The organism is Psychrobacter pasteurii (assembly GCF_900162815.1).
Taxonomy (GTDB): Bacteria; Pseudomonadota; Gammaproteobacteria; order Pseudomonadales; family Moraxellaceae; genus Psychrobacter; species Psychrobacter pasteurii.
In genome coordinates this window covers 1-17,886 of sequence record NZ_FUGD01000073.1, presented here as the reverse complement: position 1 = coordinate 17,886, position 17,886 = coordinate 1, and the positions used below count along the sequence as shown (strand labels likewise).

Here is a 17,886-nt window from a genome sequence, read left to right as displayed (position 1 = left end):
CAGACAAAGAAAACGGTATATCAGTTAAAACATGGCTTGCTGGATGACTATCTCTGCGAGCAGTTGCGCTCGCCTAGACTGATTGTTGCGTAAGTCCTACGTATATAACTTGCTTCTACCTGCTGGTCAGTTTAGCGACATAAAAAAAGACCCCCTCAAGGAGGAGATCTTTTCTAACGCAAGCTACTGATTACAAGCTACTTATTACAAATTACTGATTAGCAAGCTGCTTATTAACAATTACTTAGCTTCAGCTTTTGCAACAGCTTTAAAGTGAGCCACTTGATGGTCATTGGTAACTACTAACATTGGCGTTTTGTCAGCGCCTTGGCTTAGCGTGTATTTACCTACTACTGAGGCCACAGAAGCTGCATCAAACTTAGCTTCGGCATCTGGACAAGCCATCATAGTACTGATCATATTACCAATTTTTACGTCACCATTTACTAAGGTATAAGGAGCAGAGATGTTATTACAAGTATTCATCAATCTGACCATATTGTTGCCTTCAACGTTCGCAAAGGTCAGAGTTAAAGGCTTGGCAGCATCTGCAAATAATGCGTCAACTTTTTTACCTTCAGTAGTTTTTGCATCTACCAACTGCCAGTTATTGGCTTGAAGGGCAGCATCAGTGATTTGATAGGTGGTAACAGTACCATGCGCTCCAGTATCTACTTCTGTCATAGTTGTGGTGGTTTGACAGCCTGAAACTAAAGCACCCATTGCAAGAGCGCCTGACATCATTAGCATATTAATAGTTTTCATATAAAATCCTCTCAAAATTAAAAAATCATTCATTGGTTTATTATTGATATAGGGTCTTCGGGCATAAAACACTTAAACCCTGTTTTTTGTAAAGCAAGTTTTTTTGGCTATCTTAAGCCATATCCTTTTACTACCACATTCTTTTACTAATAGTCATTATTACAGAGCCTAATTAGGCTGACAAGAGCCAGTAACCATTCAAATACTATAAAATTGCCACAGTTACTAAGTCATGACGCAGCATTGATGGGATTTTTCATGTTGAGTAGGCTTAAATTTCTCGCCCAGTAGCGTATAATAGAGCGAAATTTAAAATCCGCTCATTATCAGTCCTGCTTTTAAGGAATAGACGTTAGGTCATAAGACTTTAAACAATAGGGCAACGGATTTTATGAACGCTTTATGTTAGATTTACAACAAAAATTAAGACCCATTTTTTAATTGACCTTTTTATTAACCCATTAATTGAAATAGGAAAAATTATGAGCTATCAGCAGCAGCTAGAACGTATCAAAAATGACACAGGCTTTATCGCAGCTTTAGACCAAAGTGGTGGTAGTACGCCAAAAGCACTTCGTATGTATGGCGTAGAAGAGAGCGAATACGCAAACGATGACGAGATGTTTGCTAAAGTACACGAAATGCGTACTCGCATTATGACTTGTGATACTTTTGACAGCGGTCGCGTTCTAGGCGCTATCTTATTTGAAGACACCATGGACCGTGAAGTAAATGGTAAGCCAACAGCGAACTATCTTTGGGAAGACAAAAATATCGTACCTTTTCTAAAAGTAGACAAAGGCTTGGCTGATGAGCTAGGTGGTGTTCAGGTGATGAAGCCAATGCCAAATCTAGATGCGTTGTTAGATAAAGCTAAAAACTTCCCAATTTTTGGTACTAAAATGCGCTCTGTAATTCACACAGCAACGCCTGAAGGTATCGAAAAAGTGGTACAACAGCAGTTTGATATCGCAAAGCAAATCTTATCAAAAGGCTTTATGCCAATTGTTGAGCCAGAAGTAAACATTGAAAGTAAAGAAAAAGCACAGTGCGAAGTGCTGATGAAAGAAGAGATCTTACGTAACTTAGATCGCTTAGATGATGATCAGCAAGTTATGCTTAAGCTGACACTTCCAGAAGAAGCAGGCTTTTTCAGCGACTTAATCAATCATCCAAAAGTACTTAAAGTAGTGGCGCTATCAGGTGGTTATAGCCGTGATGAGTCATGTGCGCGTTTAGAGCAAAACCCAGGTATGATTGCTAGCTTCTCACGTGCTTTCACTGAAGGTTTATCAAAATCTCAAACTGACGAAGAGTTCTCAGCGACTATCGATGCGTCAATCGATAAAATCTATAACGCCTCTAAAGTATAAGCCAGTCATCTAGTTAGGTTTATATGGACCTAGCGAAATATCTGGTCTACTAAAAAAGCTTGAACCCTAGGGAGTTCAAGCTTTTTTTATGGGTTAAGTATTTAAAGATTTAACGGCAAAATCGCCACAGATTAAACCTCTTTATACAACTGACGACCTTCGCTGTTATATTTCTCACTCATCTGCTCCATGCCTTTTTGTACTTCCTCAAAGCTGGCTTCACCGACTTGACTAACAAGCTCAGTATCTACCTCTTTAGTTAGATGCACATCATCAGACAGCTCACCACTACTTGGCGTTACCTCGGCACCGGTAGGTAAGCCTGCTGCGTATTCACGCACGTTTTGGGTGATTTTCATTGAGCAGAATTTAGGGCCACACATAGAGCAGAAGTGGGCAGACTTGTGCGCATCTTTAGGCAGCGTTTCATCATGATACTCACGAGCGGTATCTGGATCTAAAGCTAGGTTAAACTGATCGTCCCAGCGGAATTCAAAGCGGGCTTTTGATAACGCATTATCACGAGCCTGCGCGCCAGGATGGCCTTTGGCAAGGTCGGCCGCATGCGCAGCAATCTTATAAGTGATGATGCCGTCTTTCACGTCTTTTTTGTTTGGTAAGCCCAAGTGCTCTTTTGGTGTCACGTAGCACAGCATCGCTGTACCGTACCAACCAATCATCGCCGCGCCAATGGCACTGGTAATGTGGTCATAACCAGGGGCGATATCAGTGGTTAATGGGCCAAGCGTATAGAATGGCGCTTCATGGCACATATCCAGTTGTAGATCCATATTCTCTTTAATACGGTTCATCGCCACGTGACCAGGACCTTCGATCATCACCTGTACATCGTGCTTCCACGCCACTTGAGTTAATTCACCTAAAGTACGCAGTTCACCAAATTGAGCTTCGTCGTTGGCATCTTGTAGACAGCCCGGACGTAGGCCATCACCTAAACTAAAGGCCACGTCATACTGCTTCATGATTTCGCAGATTTCTTCAAAGTGGGTATATAAGAAGCTTTCTTTATGATGCGCAAGACACCACTGCGCCATGATAGATCCGCCGCGTGAGACGATACCGGTTAGGCGTTTTGCGGTTAATGGCACATAGCGTAATAGCACGCCAGCATGAATGGTGAAATAGTCCACACCTTGTTCGGCTTGCTCAATCAACGTATCGCGGAAAATCTCCCAGGTTAAGTCTTCTGCTACGCCGTCGACTTTTTCTAGCGCTTGATAGATAGGTACCGTACCAATTGGTACAGGTGAGTTACGGATAATCCATTCACGAGTTTCGTGAATATTCTTACCAGTTGATAAATCCATGATGGTATCGGCGCCCCAACGGGTGGCCCACGTCATTTTCGACACTTCTTCATCAATGCTAGAGCCCAGTGCTGAGTTACCAATATTGGCGTTAATTTTCACCAGGAAATTACGGCCAATAATCATAGGCTCTGATTCAGGGTGGTTGATGTTATTTGGGATAATCGCACGGCCAGCTGCCACTTCATCACGTACGAACTCAGGGGTAATGATCTTAGGGGTATTGGCACCAAAAGTCTCGCCGGCATGTTGACGCATATCGGTCAGCTCGTGCTGCTTTTGAGTTTCGCGAATGGCGATGTATTCCATTTCAGGGGTAATAATACCTTGGCGTGCATAATGCATCTGGGTAACATTCTTGCCTGCTTTGGCACGGCGTGGTTTGTCGATATGAGCAAAGCGGATATTGGCGGTCTTGATGTCACGCGCACGCTCGTTACCATAATTGCTTGATAAGCCGTCTAAGATTTCGGTGTCGCCACGTTCTTCAATCCAATTTTCACGCAGCTTTGGCAGACCTTTGGTCAAATCGATATCGATATTGGGGTCGGTATATACGCCTGAGGTGTCATAGACATAAAAAGGCGGGTTTTTCTCACCATTTTCTAAACCAAAGCCGCCAGTTGGGGTATCGGTTAAGGTGATTTCACGCATTGGTACTTGAATGTCAGGACGTGAGCCTTCGATATATACTTTGCGTGAGGCGGGCAGGCTACGGGTTAAGTCGCGAGCTTCTTCATCAAAGCGCTCGTCTTTGGCGTTGCGATGGGCAGGGGTTTTGATGCTATTTTCTGCATTACTCATAGATATATCCTTATTTTTAGCGAATGGCATGTTGCCATATTGGTTTTAGGCGAAAAGGCTTAAAACCGGTCATAAAAATAAAGACTCAGTGAGTGCAGATACTGTCGTTTAAGACAGTCAAAACCCTAGTTGGATAATTTACCGACTACTTTTAATGTGTCTGAAAGTCGTTATGTTCTAACTTAATTTGACTACGCTTAGCTATTTTAGCCGAAATCAAAGTATTAAAAGCATAACAATTCAGAGCAGTTGGCACATTATACCAGCTACTTATCACACCAATCACAGCACAGCTTATAAAGGCTATGGCGATTAATAAGTCTGTAAAAAATATAGGGGAGTTGCAATGACTTTCCTACGGCGGTACTAACCGCATCAGGTTCAACGGGTGATGTCTCAGCAAACGCTTTTTTATTACTAATAGCTAGGCTATTAAAACAAAAGGTCTGCACCCCGAGTCTTAATGATTGTTCATATTAACGCTATCTTACCAAACTTTGAAACCAATAACAGGCTTCAATTTAATTTAAATGTTTTCTTAGTTAATCAGGGGTTAGTTCCCATAGTGCATAAAAAACGCCAACTAAAAAAGTTGGCGTTGATTAACTTGTACTAATACTAAAGCTAAGGACTAACGTCTGCGGTATTTGCCATCACCTTTGCTTAATACTTCTACATCTACTTTACAAAGGTTACAGTTAATCATCTGGTTGGCTTTCTTAGATAAGTCGATAACACGACCTGGTTTAAACGGGCCACGGTCATTGATTTTAACAACCACGGACTTGTTGTTATTTAGATTGGTAACTTTTACTTTCGAGCCAAAAGGTAGGGACTTATGTGCTGCTGTCATAGCGTACATATTATAAATAGCCCCAGATGCGGTTCTTTTGCCATGGAAACCTGGGCCATACCATGAGGCCATGCCTGCATTGGCAGGTACCGTCAACATTAAGGCTGACAGAAGGGTAAATGGCATTAAAAGCTTTTTCATAGGGAGTACCTGTAATTTAATAAATGGTTGGAACAACTTAGTGCAATCAGATTTTGGTATCACAGCGGAGTGCTTATGCAAATCCCTGCTAGCAAAATAAAATTGTCTGTACCAAAACATCGAGGGCGTAGTCTACAGGCTCTAGATTTAGCTTACCTTTCTAATGGGTCAAGATAATGTAAAGATTATGGCTCTCAAAAAATAATAAAAATCTACGTATTTACTTAATTTTATTAACAAATTCCTCGAAAACAGCCTAGTAAAGGTTACTGAATTCTTACAATTAATTAATATTTCATCAAACTGTCATATTTAGACGTCAAAATGATCTCATTCCAATTAAGAGCACCTAGCAAATTCTGAAGGGCTCAAAATTCAGGTAGTTAAACTTAATACTCTACCCTTATAAAACATATGACTTTTTAGGAGAAACCATGCGTTATTCACTGTTAGCTATAGCGGTAGCCAGCGCTCTTACTTTATCGGCTTGTAATAAAGCAGAAAATGACACAGTGACAACTGAAGATACCGCAGCTGCCACAACCACGGGTGCCGCTGCTAGTGCAGATCAGTATCAAGACATCGAAGGCGTAGAAATGAATGTGAGCGGGGCAGGGGCATCTTTCCCAGCACCTATCTACCAAAAATGGTCAGCAGATTACCAAGGCGCTACCAAAGGTCAAGTGAACTACAACTCTATTGGTTCTTCTGGTGGTGTTAAACAGATTAAAGCCAAAACTGTAGACTTTGGCGCTTCAGATACGCCTCTTAACCCTGAAGAATTAACGGAAGCTGGTCTTATCCAGTTCCCAACCGTTATCGGTGGTGTGGTTCCAGTAGTGAATGTTGAAGGTGTTGAACCAGGAAAGTTAATCCTAAGTGGCGAAGTTTTAGCCGATATCTACTTAGGTAAGATTGCTAAATGGAATGATCCAGCCATTGCTGCCTTAAACGAAGGTCTGACTCTTCCTGATGCCAAAATCACCACAGTTCACCGCTCAGACGGTTCAGGCACTACCTTTAACTTCACTTACTATCTAAATGAAGTATCTGGTGACTGGGCAAATGTTGGTGTGGACAAAAGTGTTGAGTGGCCAACAGATAAAACCGGTACAGGCGTTGGTGGTAAAGGGAATGAAGGTGTAGCAGGTATGGTTAAGCAAGCGCCTAACTCTATCGGTTATGTAGAGTATGCCTACGCTAAGCAAAACAACATGTCACATGCCGCTATGGTTAACGCTGCGGGTAATGTTATTCAGCCATCAGCTGAGTCGTTTGCCGCATCAGGTAATGTTGACTGGTCACAAGCTGAAGGCTTTTACAAAATTATCGCCAACTCTGACACAGCTGAAGCTTGGCCAATTGCAGCAGCAACTTTCATCCTAGTGCCTAAAAACCCAGAGAATCCAGAGAAAGTAGCGGGTGTATTAAACTTCTTTAACTGGGCTTATAACGAAGGCGATCAAGCCGCTTTAGACCTAGATTACGTACCCTTCCCAGACGAAGCCGTGGCTTTATTTAAAGCGGAATGGAACAAGATTGTAGGCGCTGATGGTCAGCCTGTTTATAACGCTAAGTAACAGTCATTAACTTGTCACTGTTGATGAACTAAACAAATGGCAAGTAAATGACTCATCGTTTACTTGCCTTTTTAATCAAATATTTAGATGCACAGTGCTTTAAAAGAGTGTCTTTGAAGAAGTATATATATTTTTAATGTTGGGGATACCATGTCTGACCTACACGCTCAATTAGCCAAACAAAAAAGAAATGACTTTCTTTTTGTCAATATGACAAAGTTTTTTGCATTTCTAGTCTTGATATCTTTGGGCGGTATCATGATCTCGCTGGTTATTGGCGCCTGGCCTAGTATTAAAGAGTTTGGCTTTGGCTTCTACACCAGTTCAAGCTGGAGTACGGTCAATGATGAATATGGTGCTTTGGCTCCTATCTACGGTACGATCGTCACCTCTATCATCGCTATTTTAATTGCTGTGCCAATCAGCTTTGGTATCGCTATTTTCTTAACTGAACTCTGTCCTGCTGTCTTACGCAGACCACTGGGCATGGCCATTGAGCTTTTGGCAGGTATTCCCTCAATTATTTATGGTATGTGGGGCTTTTTCGTATTAGCGCCCCTATTTGCCAAGTACGTTCAACCCTTCCTAATTGATCATCTGGGTCCTATCCCCATGATCGGTAGCCTTTTTGGCGGCCCACCTTTAGGTATCGGTGTTTTTACCGCTTCTTTAATCTTAGCCATTATGATTATTCCCTTTATTGCCGCAACCATGCGTGATGTGTTTGCTGTAGTGCCAGAGCTCTTAAAAGAATCGGCTTATGGAGCGGGCGCGACCACTTGGGAAGTTATGTACAAGATTATTCTGCCTTACACCAAAGCTGGGGTAGTGGGCGGCATTATTCTAGGATTGGGACGCGCATTGGGTGAAACCATGGCAGTGACTTTCTTAGTAGGCAATACCTACAACATCAACTCTAATTTATTTGGCTCAGGGGTCACCATTACCTCAGCCATTGCCAACGAATTTGCGGAAGCGTCAAGTGAAATGCACGTCTCTACATTGCTACATCTAGGCTTGATTCTATTTGTTATAACCTTTTTTGTTTTATCAATATCGAAAGTCATGTTGTCTAGAATTGATAAAAAAGCCGGTAACTAATTTACACCGTTATTGAGCACAAAGTAGTTGGTAGATAAATACTACATATTATTAGGTATTTGGCAGGAAAAAATATTATGACAACAAGTTCAAGTTCAAAACCCATGACAATGAATTCAACAAGCTCTGTATCTTTTGAGCAACGCATGAATAAGTCGCTGTACTCAAGACGCAAAATGTTTAATGTTTTAGGTCTGATCTTTGCGATGTGCGCAATGGCCTTTGGTTTATTTTGGCTAGGGTGGATTTTATTTGATCTACTGCGTAAAGGTATGGAGGCTATGATTACCATGCCTATCTTTACCGTTGATACACCGCCACCAAACACCATTGGCGGACTAAGAAACGCGATTGTTGGCTCCTTTATGATAGCCGGTACAGGTCTTGTAATTGGAGCGCCAGTGGGCTTATTAGCTGGGATTTATTTGGCAGAGTTCTCTCAAGGCTCATGGCTAGGTAAGGCGACTCGCTTTATTAATGACATCTTATTATCAGCACCCTCTATCGTTATTGGTCTATTTATTTTCTCATTAATGGTTAGTAATCGCAGCTTTTCTGGTTGGGCCGGGGCAGTGGCTTTATCACTGATTATTATTCCCGTAGTGGTGCGTAGTACAGAGACCATGCTGAACCTAGTTCCTAATCAGTTACGAGAAGCGTCTTACGCTTTAGGGGCTCCGAAATGGAAGGTCGTGACCTCAGTCACTATGCAAGCGGCTAAATCAGGTCTGATAACGGGCATTCTTTTAGGTTTTGCCCGTATTACCGGTGAGACGGCACCTTTACTATTTACTGCCTTGAACAATAGATTCTTTAGCTGGGACATGAGTAGTGCAATGGCCAACTTGCCGATGACCATTTATCAGTTTGCAGCGGCGCCAGATGATACACAAAACATGCTAGCGTGGGCAGGGGCTTTAATCGTAACTTTCTCTGTCTTAGCCCTAAATATTATTGCCCGTATTGTTGGCAGAGATAAGAAATAGCCGTAGTCAATCCGTTCAAAAGATACGTATTAGCATCAAAATTTAATTTAAAAAAGATATTAAGAAGGTAGCGTTATGTCAGATATATTGGAGAAAAACTCAGTGGCTAAAGAAGCGAAGGTTAAGAGCAGTACTTTACAGCAGCCGATGCAGACAGGTAATCAGCAGCAACAGCCAGACACAGCCACATTCACTAAGCAAACGATTGCTGACTTACCAGATAATATGCCGGATGCAAAAATTCAGGTGCGTAACTTAGATTTTTACTACGGTGATTTTAGAGCGCTTAAAGACATCAATATTGATATCCCAGAAAAAAATGTGACGGCTTTCATTGGTCCATCTGGCTGTGGTAAATCCACTTTATTGCGTACCTTTAACCGTATGTATGACCTATATCCAGGTATGCACGCTGAAGGTGAAATCCTTCTTGATGGCAATAATATCTTAGAAAAAAATGTAGACGTTAACTTGCTACGTGCCCGCGTTGGTATGGTATTCCAAAAGCCAACACCATTCCCAATGTCTATTTATGACAACGTGGCCTTCGGCGTGCGTCTGTATGAGAAGCTTAGCAAGTCAGAGCTTGATGATCGTGTGGAATGGGCGCTTAAAAAGTCAGCTTTATGGCCAGAAGTAAAAGACAAGCTAAAAGCATCAGGCTTATCGTTATCAGGCGGTCAGCAGCAGCGTCTATGTATCGCTCGTGGCGTAGCAACCAAACCTGAAATACTTTTATTAGATGAGCCAACCTCAGCACTTGACCCAATCTCAACCGGTGCGATTGAAGATCTTATCGAAGACTTAAAGCATGATTACACCATTGCCATTGTGACACATAACATGCAGCAGGCAGCTCGTGTCTCTGACTACACCTGCTATATGTACTTAGGCGATATGGTTGAAATGGGTGAGACCAATCAAGTATTTACTAACCCTGCCCAAAAAGCGACAGAAGATTATATTACCGGTCGCTACGGCTAAAAATAGTTAAATAATGCTCATTAACTAAGCGCTTAAAAGGGACTGTAAGTAAGACCCGTATCCTTTAAACGCGTTTATAACTTGGATAAAGCCGCTATGCCGCTTACAGAAAAACACTCATCTAAAAGCTTTGATAATGACCTACATGAATGTATTGATCTATTCATGGCCATGGGCCGTATGTCAGCTGAGCAGGTCACTTTGGCAACACACGCTTTAGTAGACAGTAATGTCGAATTGGCAAAAAAGGTGATCGAGGAAGACACTAAAATCAATCAAATGGAAATTAAGGTTGATGAGTTGGTGGTATTGTTAGTTGCCAAGCGTCAGCCGACTGCCAGTGATTTAAGGCTAGTCATGGCCTTAAGTAAAGGGGTTGTTGATTTAGAACGGGTTGGTGATGAAGCCAGCAAAATTGCCCGCATGGCTTGCAAGCTTCATAAAGAAGGGGTTTCGCCCAGGGGTTATTCTGAGGTTCAGCATCTATCCAACCAAGTTCGAGTTATGTTGCTAGAAGCTTTAGATGCCTTTTTACGCATGGATCCAGAGCAAGCCTTCTCAGTACTTCAAAGTGATGAGATGGTGAACGAAGAGTATCAATCTGCCAGTCGCTCATTAATGACTTATGTGATGGAAGACAGCCGCCATGTGTCAAAGGTGATTAATATCTTATGGGTATTGCGGGCGCTTGAGCGGGTAGGGGATCATGCCCGAAATATTGCGGAGTTGGTAATTTATTGCACCAGTGGCAAAGATGTTCGCCACACAGACTTTGTAACAGTGGAGCAGGCGGTGCAAGAAGCCTCAAGCCTTATAGCCTCTCGCAATACAGCAGAATAGTTTAAGGCGATAAGTAAAGCTAAAAAAGAGAGAAATAAAAAGGAGAGGCACTTAGTGTCTCTCCTTTTTTTATGTAGATATATGTAGATAATAGCTTGGTGGCTGTTTAGCGGCTCACCTTTATGACACAGTTCTCTTTACGATTCAGGTGTCCAACCTTGAGGGCGCTCATAGTCCTCATTGTCTAAGAACTTTTCACGCTGTTCACTAATGAACTTTTTGGCCTCTGGGTTAATCATGCTTAGGTGGTTTTCGTTAATTAGCATGGTTTGTAACTCTAACCATTCATCCCAAGCTTTTTTTGATACCGTGTTCTGAAGTTCTTCCCCTTTTTTATTAGGGAAAGGTGGGTTCGGCATTTTGGGCAAATCTTGCTTATATTTACGGCAAAACACCATATTTGCTTTTGGATCAAAAGTAGCTGTCATTGTCCTATCCTATTTTAACTGTGAATTTATACTTCTAAGTTGTTTATAGGGGCAATATCGAGGTTTAAACTATTTGAGCTTTAAGTTATTTAACGTCGATATTGTATTGCGCCAAACGCTCGCGGCCACGGGCCACAGCTTGTAATACTTGGTTTGGTGCAGTGCCACCTAAATGATCGCGTGCTGCTAATGAGCCTTCAAGGGTTAAGTAGTCAAATACGTCATCGCCAATAGCGTCACTGAACTGCTGTAGTTGTTCAAGTTTTAACTCACTTAAATCAACCCCTTCTTTAATACCTAAGGCTACGGCATTACCCACTACTTCGTGAGCGTCACGGAAAGGTACTCCGCGGCGAACCAAATAATCCGCTAAATCGGTAGCGGTTGCATAGCCTTTCATAGTGGCTGCACGCATACTTTCTTTGTTAGGTATTATATTAGGCAACATGTCAACAAATGCAAGTAAGGAGCCGGTTAAGGTGTCCACGCAATCAAATAAAGGCTCTTTGTCTTCTTGGTTGTCTTTATTGTAAGCCAAAGGTTGGTTCTTCATTAGAGTTAACAAAGTAATCAGTTGACCAAACACGCGGGCAGCTTTACCACGGACTAGTTCAGGCACGTCTGGGTTTTTCTTTTGCGGCATGATTGATGAGCCGGTACAGAAGCGGTCAGGGATTTGTACGAAGCCAAACTGTGCTGACATCCATAAGATAATCTCTTCACTCATGCGTGATAAGTGCATCATTAAAATAGAAGCCGCTGAGGTAAACTCAATCGCAAAGTCACGGTCTGAAACAGCATCTAATGAGTTTTGGCAAATCCCCTCAAAGCCCAATAGCTCTGCAGTAATAGTACGATCAATAGGGAAGGTAGTCCCTGCTAGGGCTGCACTGCCTAAAGGCATTTGGTTAATACGGCTACGCGCGTCAATCAGACGCTCAGTATCACGATTTAACATCTCAAACCAAGCCATAACATGGTGGCCGAAGCTCACAGGCTGGGCCGTTTGCAAATGCGTGAAGCCTGGCATGATGGTATCTGTGTGCTGCTCGGCAAGGTTTAATAGCCCTGATTGCAACTTCACTAGTAGCTCAACAATGTTATCTACTTCTTCTCGTAACCAAAGGCGAATGTCTGTCGCTACTTGGTCATTACGGCTACGACCGGTATGTAGTTTTTTACCCACAGTGCCAATAATGTCGGTCAGACGAGACTCGACGTTCATGTGCACATCTTCTAAGGCAATCGACCAATTAAACTCGCCAGCATCGATTTCTTGCTGAACTTGATGCAGACCTTGGATAATAGTGTCTACTTCTTCTTGGGTTAGAATGCCGCAGCGCCCTAGCATGGTAGCGTGGGCAACAGAGCCTTGAATGTCATGTTTAGCAAAGCGTTGGTCAAAGCCGACCGAGGCAGTAAAAGCCGCCACAAAGCTGTCGGTAGCTTCACTAAAGCGGCCGCCCCACATTTGTTGGCCTTGGCCACTGGTGACGCTGGGTTTATTTGTTTGAGTATCAGAATTATTTGAGTTGTTGGCAGTCATATCAGTCCAAATCCAGTAAAATGCACAGAGCTTGCAGTATAGCAAAGGACTGGGTTGCCTTGCTAGTTAACCTACCCAGTTAAATTAGGACCGTCCTAAACATAACATCACTGAAATACCCCGCCATTTATGGTTAAATAAGCAAGATAAAAGATAGACTGTAATTTATGGGTCTTATCCCAACCTCTTTTTTATAATTCTACTAAACCAATTACAAGCCGATTAAAAGATAATTATGACCACATCAGCCCACACCACACCTTTAAAAACCTTAAACATTGCTACTAGAAAAAGCCCTTTGGCCATGTGGCAAGCCGAGCATATCAAATCACGTTTAGAGTCTCTCTATCCAGAGCTTGAAGTGAACTTAGTGACTATGGTCACTCAAGGGGACAAGATTCTTGACACGCCTTTGGCCAAAATTGGGGGTAAAGGTTTATTTGTTAAAGAGCTAGAGCAGGCGCTATATGACGGCCGTGCTGATATTGCCGTGCACTCTTTAAAAGATGTGCCTATGGAGTTGCCAGAAGGTTTGATCCTAGGTACTTACTGCAAACGTGAGACACCTACTGATGCTTTCGTCTCTAATACTTATGACAAGCTAGAAGAGCTTCCACAAGGAGCTGTGGTGGGTACAGCAAGCTTACGCCGCCAGTGTCAAATCAAGGCTTTTCGCCCAGACTTACAGATTAAGTCTCTACGCGGTAATGTACAAACTCGCTTGTCTAAATTAGATGCCGGCGAGTACGATGCGATTATTTTAGCGACCAGTGGTTTGAAACGAGTTGAGCTAAGTGAGCGTATTAAGCAAGAGATTGATATCGATATTAGCCTACCTGCAGTAGGTCAGGGCGCCCTAGCGATTGAATGCCGAGCGGATGATGAAGCCGTATTAGCGTTATTGAAACCGCTTAATGATGGCCAGGCCCGTATTCGCCTAAAAGCTGAACGTGCATTAAACCGTCGATTAGAAGGCGGTTGTCAGGTACCTATTGCTGCTTATGCTGTGATTGAAAAAGATGATGAACAGTCTCATCAAAAAACACTATGGTTACGTGGCCGTGTGGGCTCTGAAGACGGCACGGTATTACTTAAATCGGATAAACGTATCGAGTTGACGGGTGATCAAGCGTCTCGTGAAGCTCAAGCTGAGCAGTTAGGGATTGAGGTGGCAGATGAGCTATTGTCACTAGGGGCAGATAGCATTTTGGCCGCTATATATGCCGATAAAAAAGATTAATAGCTGTTGATTTGACATAAACCTAACTTGACTTGAAGTGGTGTCATGATTTTTATCAATACCCGTCCTACCAGTCGCGCCTTGCCGCTAACTCAAGCTATGCAAGATAAAGGGATGACTGTGTTAGAGATGCCGTTACTAGAGTTAGCACCTATTGATATTAGTGAGCGAGAGCAGCAGTATCAGCAGGACTTCTGCCAGCAGCAAGACCGCTATCAGGCCTTAGTTGTGGTTAGTCCCACCGCTGCTCGTATGGGGTTAGCAGCTTGTCCAAAAGGCTTTATCCCAAGTTGTGCGGTGATTGCTGTGGGTCATGCCACAGCAAATATTTTGCGAGAAGAAGGCTGGCAGGTACAGTGTCCTGAAGAGTACAGCAATGAGGGCATGATAAAGATGTCCTCCTTAAACTCGCTTCGCTCAGGGGATCATATTTTGGTATGGCGAGGACGCGGTGGCCGACGGGTGTTGGTGAATTTCCTACAAGATAATGGGGTGGAAGTCCATGCCATTGCTTGGTATCAACGCCAATGCCCTCTGGATGCCCCTTCTAAATTTAAGCAATTGCATCAGCAGCTTGCAACGCTAAATAGTAAAGAAAGGCCCATTGCTTTGGTGAGTAGTGGAGAGGCTTTTACCAATTGGAGGCTGTTGTTTGCAGAGTTAGCAGATGAGGCAGACCATCCGCTTCAGCTCGATGACTTTAACTATTTAACCTTCGGCAAGCGTCTGACCGATACCTTAGAGGAATTACAGCTCAAGTGTATACGCATCGACAATCTTGATGTTGAAGAGGTTTGGCGAGGTATTGAGCTGACTGTTAACGGGCCTTAATTAAATTGAATAGCTATTGATGCTATATCACGGAGATGATTTTTCTTAATGATAAACCCTAATTTCAATCCTGATTTCGTAAAACCTGAAGCTTTATCTAAATTTGCTAGTATCTATGTGCAGCCAGTTATCTGGAATGACATGGATGCCTTTAGCCATGTGAATAACGTGGTGTATTACCGCTATGCTGAATCAGCGCGTATTAATTATCTCAATGAGTTGGGTGCTTTTACGGATGAGGTCACCACTGTTTTAGCACACTCAAGTTGCACCTATTTAAGGCCTGTATTTTTCCCAGACACCTTATTGATCGGAGTGCGTACCAAAAAGCTAGGCAATACCAGTATCGTAATGGAGTATTGCTACTATAGCCAAGCCCAACAGGCAGTTGTGGCGACTGGAGACTCTGTATTGGTGCGTCTAAATAAAGAAGGCGTTGATAAAGTAGCCTGGACAGAAGCAGAGCGTAATAACCTCTTGGCCTTTGAGAAGAGTGTTGGCCACACCCCAGAGCTTTAATGTTCTCATTTTTTAATCGTAAAACAACAGCGCAGCTCTCTCCTGCGCTGCCTTATTTAGATAGTGCTCTCTACCCCCTAAATTGGCAACAGCATTCATTTGAATCCGCCCCCGAATTTTTACAGCACCTCATTAACCACCTATCTTTTGAACAGCCCGACATACCTACTCCACATATAGAGCGATACACAGCAAGCAGTGTGGTTAACTATCAAAAGCAATTTAGTCAGCTTTTATTGCAGCAACCCCTTTATCAAGAGTGGATTAATTTCACTGTCTTTGGTCGCTATGTACAGCGCAGTTTTAGTGCTTTTTATCAACAAACTGAAGATGTGTTTAATGCAGAGATGCCAGAAATACTGAAGTATGAATTGATGCGGCATACCCAGAGGTTGCCAAAGGGGCAGGTATTGTTTGTAGGCGGTAAGCTTCCTTTATCAGTACGTAGAGAAAAGCTGTTAATTACTACGCTAAATCCTTTTAAAGCCATTATAGACGCTTTATCAGTGAGCTCACGGGCTACCTCCCCTTATGTTATAAACCTCATTACTGCTAATTCAGATAAAGTGAAAGCTTTCGCTGTAAAACATAATAAGCGGACCTCTGAAGGCCTACGTAACGAGGTAATGATATTAGATTTTAATCATCTGACTTTAGTTAAAGAAGAGACTCATAAAAATAATGCCCAATCAGAACGGTCATATCTGATTAGGCATTACTTGATAGGCTAGTTTGGAACTAATAGCTTGTTTTATTTAGTACCAAAGATCTTATCGCCAGCATCCCCAAGGCCTGGGATGATATAACCGTCTTCATTTAAGTGGCTGTCTAAAGAGGCGGTATAAATTTTCACATCAGGGTGGGCTTCATTTACCAAGCGCACGCCTTCAGGAGCAGCAACCAGCACCAAAGCTTTAATGGTTGAACAGCCTTTTTGTTTGAGCATGTCGATGGTTGCTACCATTGAGCCGCCCGTTGCTAGCATAGGGTCAATGATTAAAGCAGGTCTGCGGTCCACATCTGCAACCAGCTTCTCAAAGAAAGGAACAGGTTGTAGGGTTTCCTCATCACGTTGCAAACCAACCATTGAGATTTTTGCGGTAGGGATAAGGTCTAAAACGCCATCAAGCATCCCTAGGCCGGCACGTAAAATAGGAACGATGGTCACTGTTTTACCAACGATTTGCTCCCCTTTAATGTCTGTATTGTCCCAGCCTGGCATAGTGAACTCTTCAATTTCAAAGTCACGACAGGCCTCATAAGCCATTAAACGCGCAAGCTCACTGGTCAATGTACGGAATTTATAGGTACTACAATCTTTGGCTCGCATTAAGCTTAATTTATGGCGTACTAGGGGATGGCGGATAATTTCTATGTTTAGATTGTTCATAATACCTCTTTGACCGTCGTCAGAATTTGGACAGCTTGCATGAATTTAGAAGGGAGTCGTATTGGATGAAAATATGTTGCATAATTGGTAGAAAATGCAATTAACAAAACAATTATACCAATAAAACAAAAGCAACTGACAAACTTCCCAGTTTAGATACCCTAGATTAACGAATTAAAAAATAACCAATCGATATTTTAAAAAGGAGTGACCCTTGAAAGGTAATGAAGCCCCACAGGATTCTAATGAGCTTATGACTGAGGGTAAAACTGTAGAAAGTCATCCTTTTGGACCTGTTTTACCCAGCAATGCCACCATTATGATGATGGGCACTTTTCCTCCTACTGAGGACAAATGGGGCATGCCTTTTCATTATCCTAACTTTTATAATGACATGTGGCGTATTTATGGCAGAGTCTTCTTCGATGATGCGGACCATTTTAGAAATGGCGAAGAAAAAGGATTCGATCCACAAAGAATTAAAGCTTTTATGAAGGAGCGTGCTATTGCTTCTTGCCCCACAGTAAAAAAAGCCATCCGCGAACAAGGAAATGCTGCAGATAAGCATTTAACTATAGTAGAGCCCGTTAATCTAAAAGAAACTTTGGCTCAGGTGCCCAAAGTGCATACTATATTTACCACAGGTGGCAAGGCGACTGAAATCTTAATGGAGCTGCTACAGCAAGAGCAGGGCAGGGCTATACCAAAGTCAAAATGGCCAAAGACCAACCAACAGATGGATTATGCTTATGCCGGTCGTGATTTAACTTTATATAGACTACCTTCTACCTCTCGGGCTTATCCTTTATCCTTGGATAAAAAGGTAGAAGCCTATCGCCAGTTTTTTGAAGCCATGGGTAAGCTGTAATAGATTCAGCTTAGTCGATAGAGGCCACTGTCTGTTAAAGAGGGCTTTGACAAAAAGTGTCATAAAAGTTAAACAATCTGCATTAGCCTCTTGACCAATTGTAAATAAGCTATATACTAGTGCGCTGTTGAGAGGGAATGTTCGAGATTGATTTAAAACAACAAATTCGAACAAATTTAAAATACTTCTTGACAATGTAGTAATACAGCGTATAATACGCACCTCATCGGGACAACGGAAGTGCTAGCCAATTGGTTAGGTTTTGAAGTCTGATGAAACGAATTAAAATAAAAGCTTGACAGAAATCAA

Annotated in this window: 17 protein-coding genes and 1 riboswitch; of the genes, 11 read left to right on the top strand and 6 right to left on the bottom strand. The window is 42.5% G+C overall.

All coding sequences use genetic code 11. The annotated features are described in order from the left end of the window. Window positions 1-240: 240 nt before the first annotated feature. The gene (locus tag A1232T_RS05835) at window positions 241-765 is read right to left on the bottom strand and encodes an META domain-containing protein (protein WP_077448530.1); all 525 of its coding nucleotides are present in this window, start codon (window positions 763-765) and stop codon (window positions 241-243) included. Window positions 766-1,247: 482 nt separating this feature from the next. Between A1232T_RS05835 and A1232T_RS05830 the strand changes: the two genes are divergently transcribed. Beyond that, window positions 1,248-2,138, top strand: coding sequence for a fructose bisphosphate aldolase (locus tag A1232T_RS05830; RefSeq protein WP_077448529.1), 891 nt, complete (start codon window positions 1,248-1,250; stop codon window positions 2,136-2,138). 131 nt (window positions 2,139-2,269) lie between these two features. Here the strand turns inward: A1232T_RS05830 and thiC are convergent, their stop codons facing one another. Next, window positions 2,270-4,270, bottom strand: coding sequence for a phosphomethylpyrimidine synthase ThiC (thiC, locus tag A1232T_RS05825; RefSeq protein ID WP_077448528.1), 2,001 nt, complete (start codon window positions 4,268-4,270; stop codon window positions 2,270-2,272). A 335-nt stretch (window positions 4,271-4,605) separates the two neighbouring features. Next, window positions 4,606-4,736, bottom strand: a riboswitch (TPP riboswitch). Between the two features lie 165 nt (window positions 4,737-4,901). Beyond that, the gene (locus A1232T_RS05820; protein ID WP_077448527.1) at window positions 4,902-5,264 is read right to left on the bottom strand and encodes a septal ring lytic transglycosylase RlpA family protein; all 363 of its coding nucleotides are present in this window, start codon (window positions 5,262-5,264) and stop codon (window positions 4,902-4,904) included. 434 nt (window positions 5,265-5,698) lie between these two features. Between A1232T_RS05820 and pstS the strand changes: the two genes are divergently transcribed. From pstS to phoU, 5 genes are all read left to right on the top strand, one after another. After that, complete coding sequence (pstS, locus tag A1232T_RS05815; RefSeq protein WP_077448526.1) at window positions 5,699-6,844, top strand: phosphate ABC transporter substrate-binding protein PstS; 1,146 nt, start codon at window positions 5,699-5,701, stop codon at window positions 6,842-6,844. Between the two features lie 150 nt (window positions 6,845-6,994). Further along, complete coding sequence (pstC, locus tag A1232T_RS05810; protein ID WP_077448525.1) at window positions 6,995-7,945, top strand: phosphate ABC transporter permease subunit PstC; 951 nt, start codon at window positions 6,995-6,997, stop codon at window positions 7,943-7,945. A 77-nt stretch (window positions 7,946-8,022) separates the two neighbouring features. After that, window positions 8,023-8,931 carry a phosphate ABC transporter permease PstA gene (gene pstA / locus A1232T_RS05805; RefSeq protein WP_077448524.1) on the top strand — a complete coding sequence of 303 codons (909 nt, stop codon included), beginning with the start codon at window positions 8,023-8,025 and terminating at the stop codon, window positions 8,929-8,931. Window positions 8,932-9,006: 75 nt separating this feature from the next. Continuing rightward, window positions 9,007-9,915, top strand: coding sequence for a phosphate ABC transporter ATP-binding protein PstB (gene pstB / locus A1232T_RS05800; RefSeq protein ID WP_077448523.1), 909 nt, complete (start codon window positions 9,007-9,009; stop codon window positions 9,913-9,915). Window positions 9,916-10,011: 96 nt separating this feature from the next. Continuing rightward, complete coding sequence (gene phoU, locus A1232T_RS05795; RefSeq protein ID WP_077448522.1) at window positions 10,012-10,755, top strand: phosphate signaling complex protein PhoU; 744 nt, start codon at window positions 10,012-10,014, stop codon at window positions 10,753-10,755. Between the two features lie 137 nt (window positions 10,756-10,892). Here the strand turns inward: phoU and A1232T_RS05790 are convergent, their stop codons facing one another. Next, window positions 10,893-11,183, bottom strand: a complete 291-nt coding sequence (locus A1232T_RS05790) for an oxidative damage protection protein (RefSeq protein WP_077448521.1) — start codon at window positions 11,181-11,183, stop codon at window positions 10,893-10,895. Window positions 11,184-11,268: 85 nt separating this feature from the next. Beyond that, window positions 11,269-12,654: an argininosuccinate lyase gene (gene argH / locus A1232T_RS05785; RefSeq protein WP_077448532.1), complete on the bottom strand. Its 1,386-nt coding sequence runs from the start codon at window positions 12,652-12,654 to the stop codon at window positions 11,269-11,271. Between the two features lie 310 nt (window positions 12,655-12,964). Here argH and hemC point away from each other — a divergent pair, with 310 nt between their 5' ends. The 4 genes from hemC to A1232T_RS05765 are packed head-to-tail and all read left to right on the top strand — an operon-like array spanning window position 12,965 to window position 16,050. Further along, window positions 12,965-13,969, top strand: a complete 1,005-nt coding sequence (hemC, locus tag A1232T_RS05780; RefSeq protein WP_077448520.1) for a hydroxymethylbilane synthase — start codon at window positions 12,965-12,967, stop codon at window positions 13,967-13,969. 45 nt (window positions 13,970-14,014) lie between these two features. Then, window positions 14,015-14,800: a uroporphyrinogen-III synthase gene (locus tag A1232T_RS05775; RefSeq protein WP_077448519.1), complete on the top strand. Its 786-nt coding sequence runs from the start codon at window positions 14,015-14,017 to the stop codon at window positions 14,798-14,800. Window positions 14,801-14,848: 48 nt separating this feature from the next. Further along, window positions 14,849-15,319, top strand: coding sequence for an acyl-CoA thioesterase (locus A1232T_RS05770; protein ID WP_077448518.1), 471 nt, complete (start codon window positions 14,849-14,851; stop codon window positions 15,317-15,319). Beyond that, window positions 15,319-16,050, top strand: a complete 732-nt coding sequence (locus A1232T_RS05765) for a hypothetical protein (RefSeq protein ID WP_077448517.1) — start codon at window positions 15,319-15,321, stop codon at window positions 16,048-16,050. Before A1232T_RS05770 ends, A1232T_RS05765 begins: the two co-directional genes overlap by 1 nt. 20 nt (window positions 16,051-16,070) lie before the next feature. Here the strand turns inward: A1232T_RS05765 and upp are convergent, their stop codons facing one another. Further along, window positions 16,071-16,709 carry a uracil phosphoribosyltransferase gene (gene upp, locus A1232T_RS05760; protein WP_077448516.1) on the bottom strand — a complete coding sequence of 213 codons (639 nt, stop codon included), beginning with the start codon at window positions 16,707-16,709 and terminating at the stop codon, window positions 16,071-16,073. 253 nt (window positions 16,710-16,962) lie between these two features. Between upp and A1232T_RS05755 the strand changes: the two genes are divergently transcribed. Further along, window positions 16,963-17,577, top strand: a complete 615-nt coding sequence (locus tag A1232T_RS05755; RefSeq protein ID WP_077448531.1) for a DNA glycosylase — start codon at window positions 16,963-16,965, stop codon at window positions 17,575-17,577. Window positions 17,578-17,886: the final 309 nt, after the last annotated feature.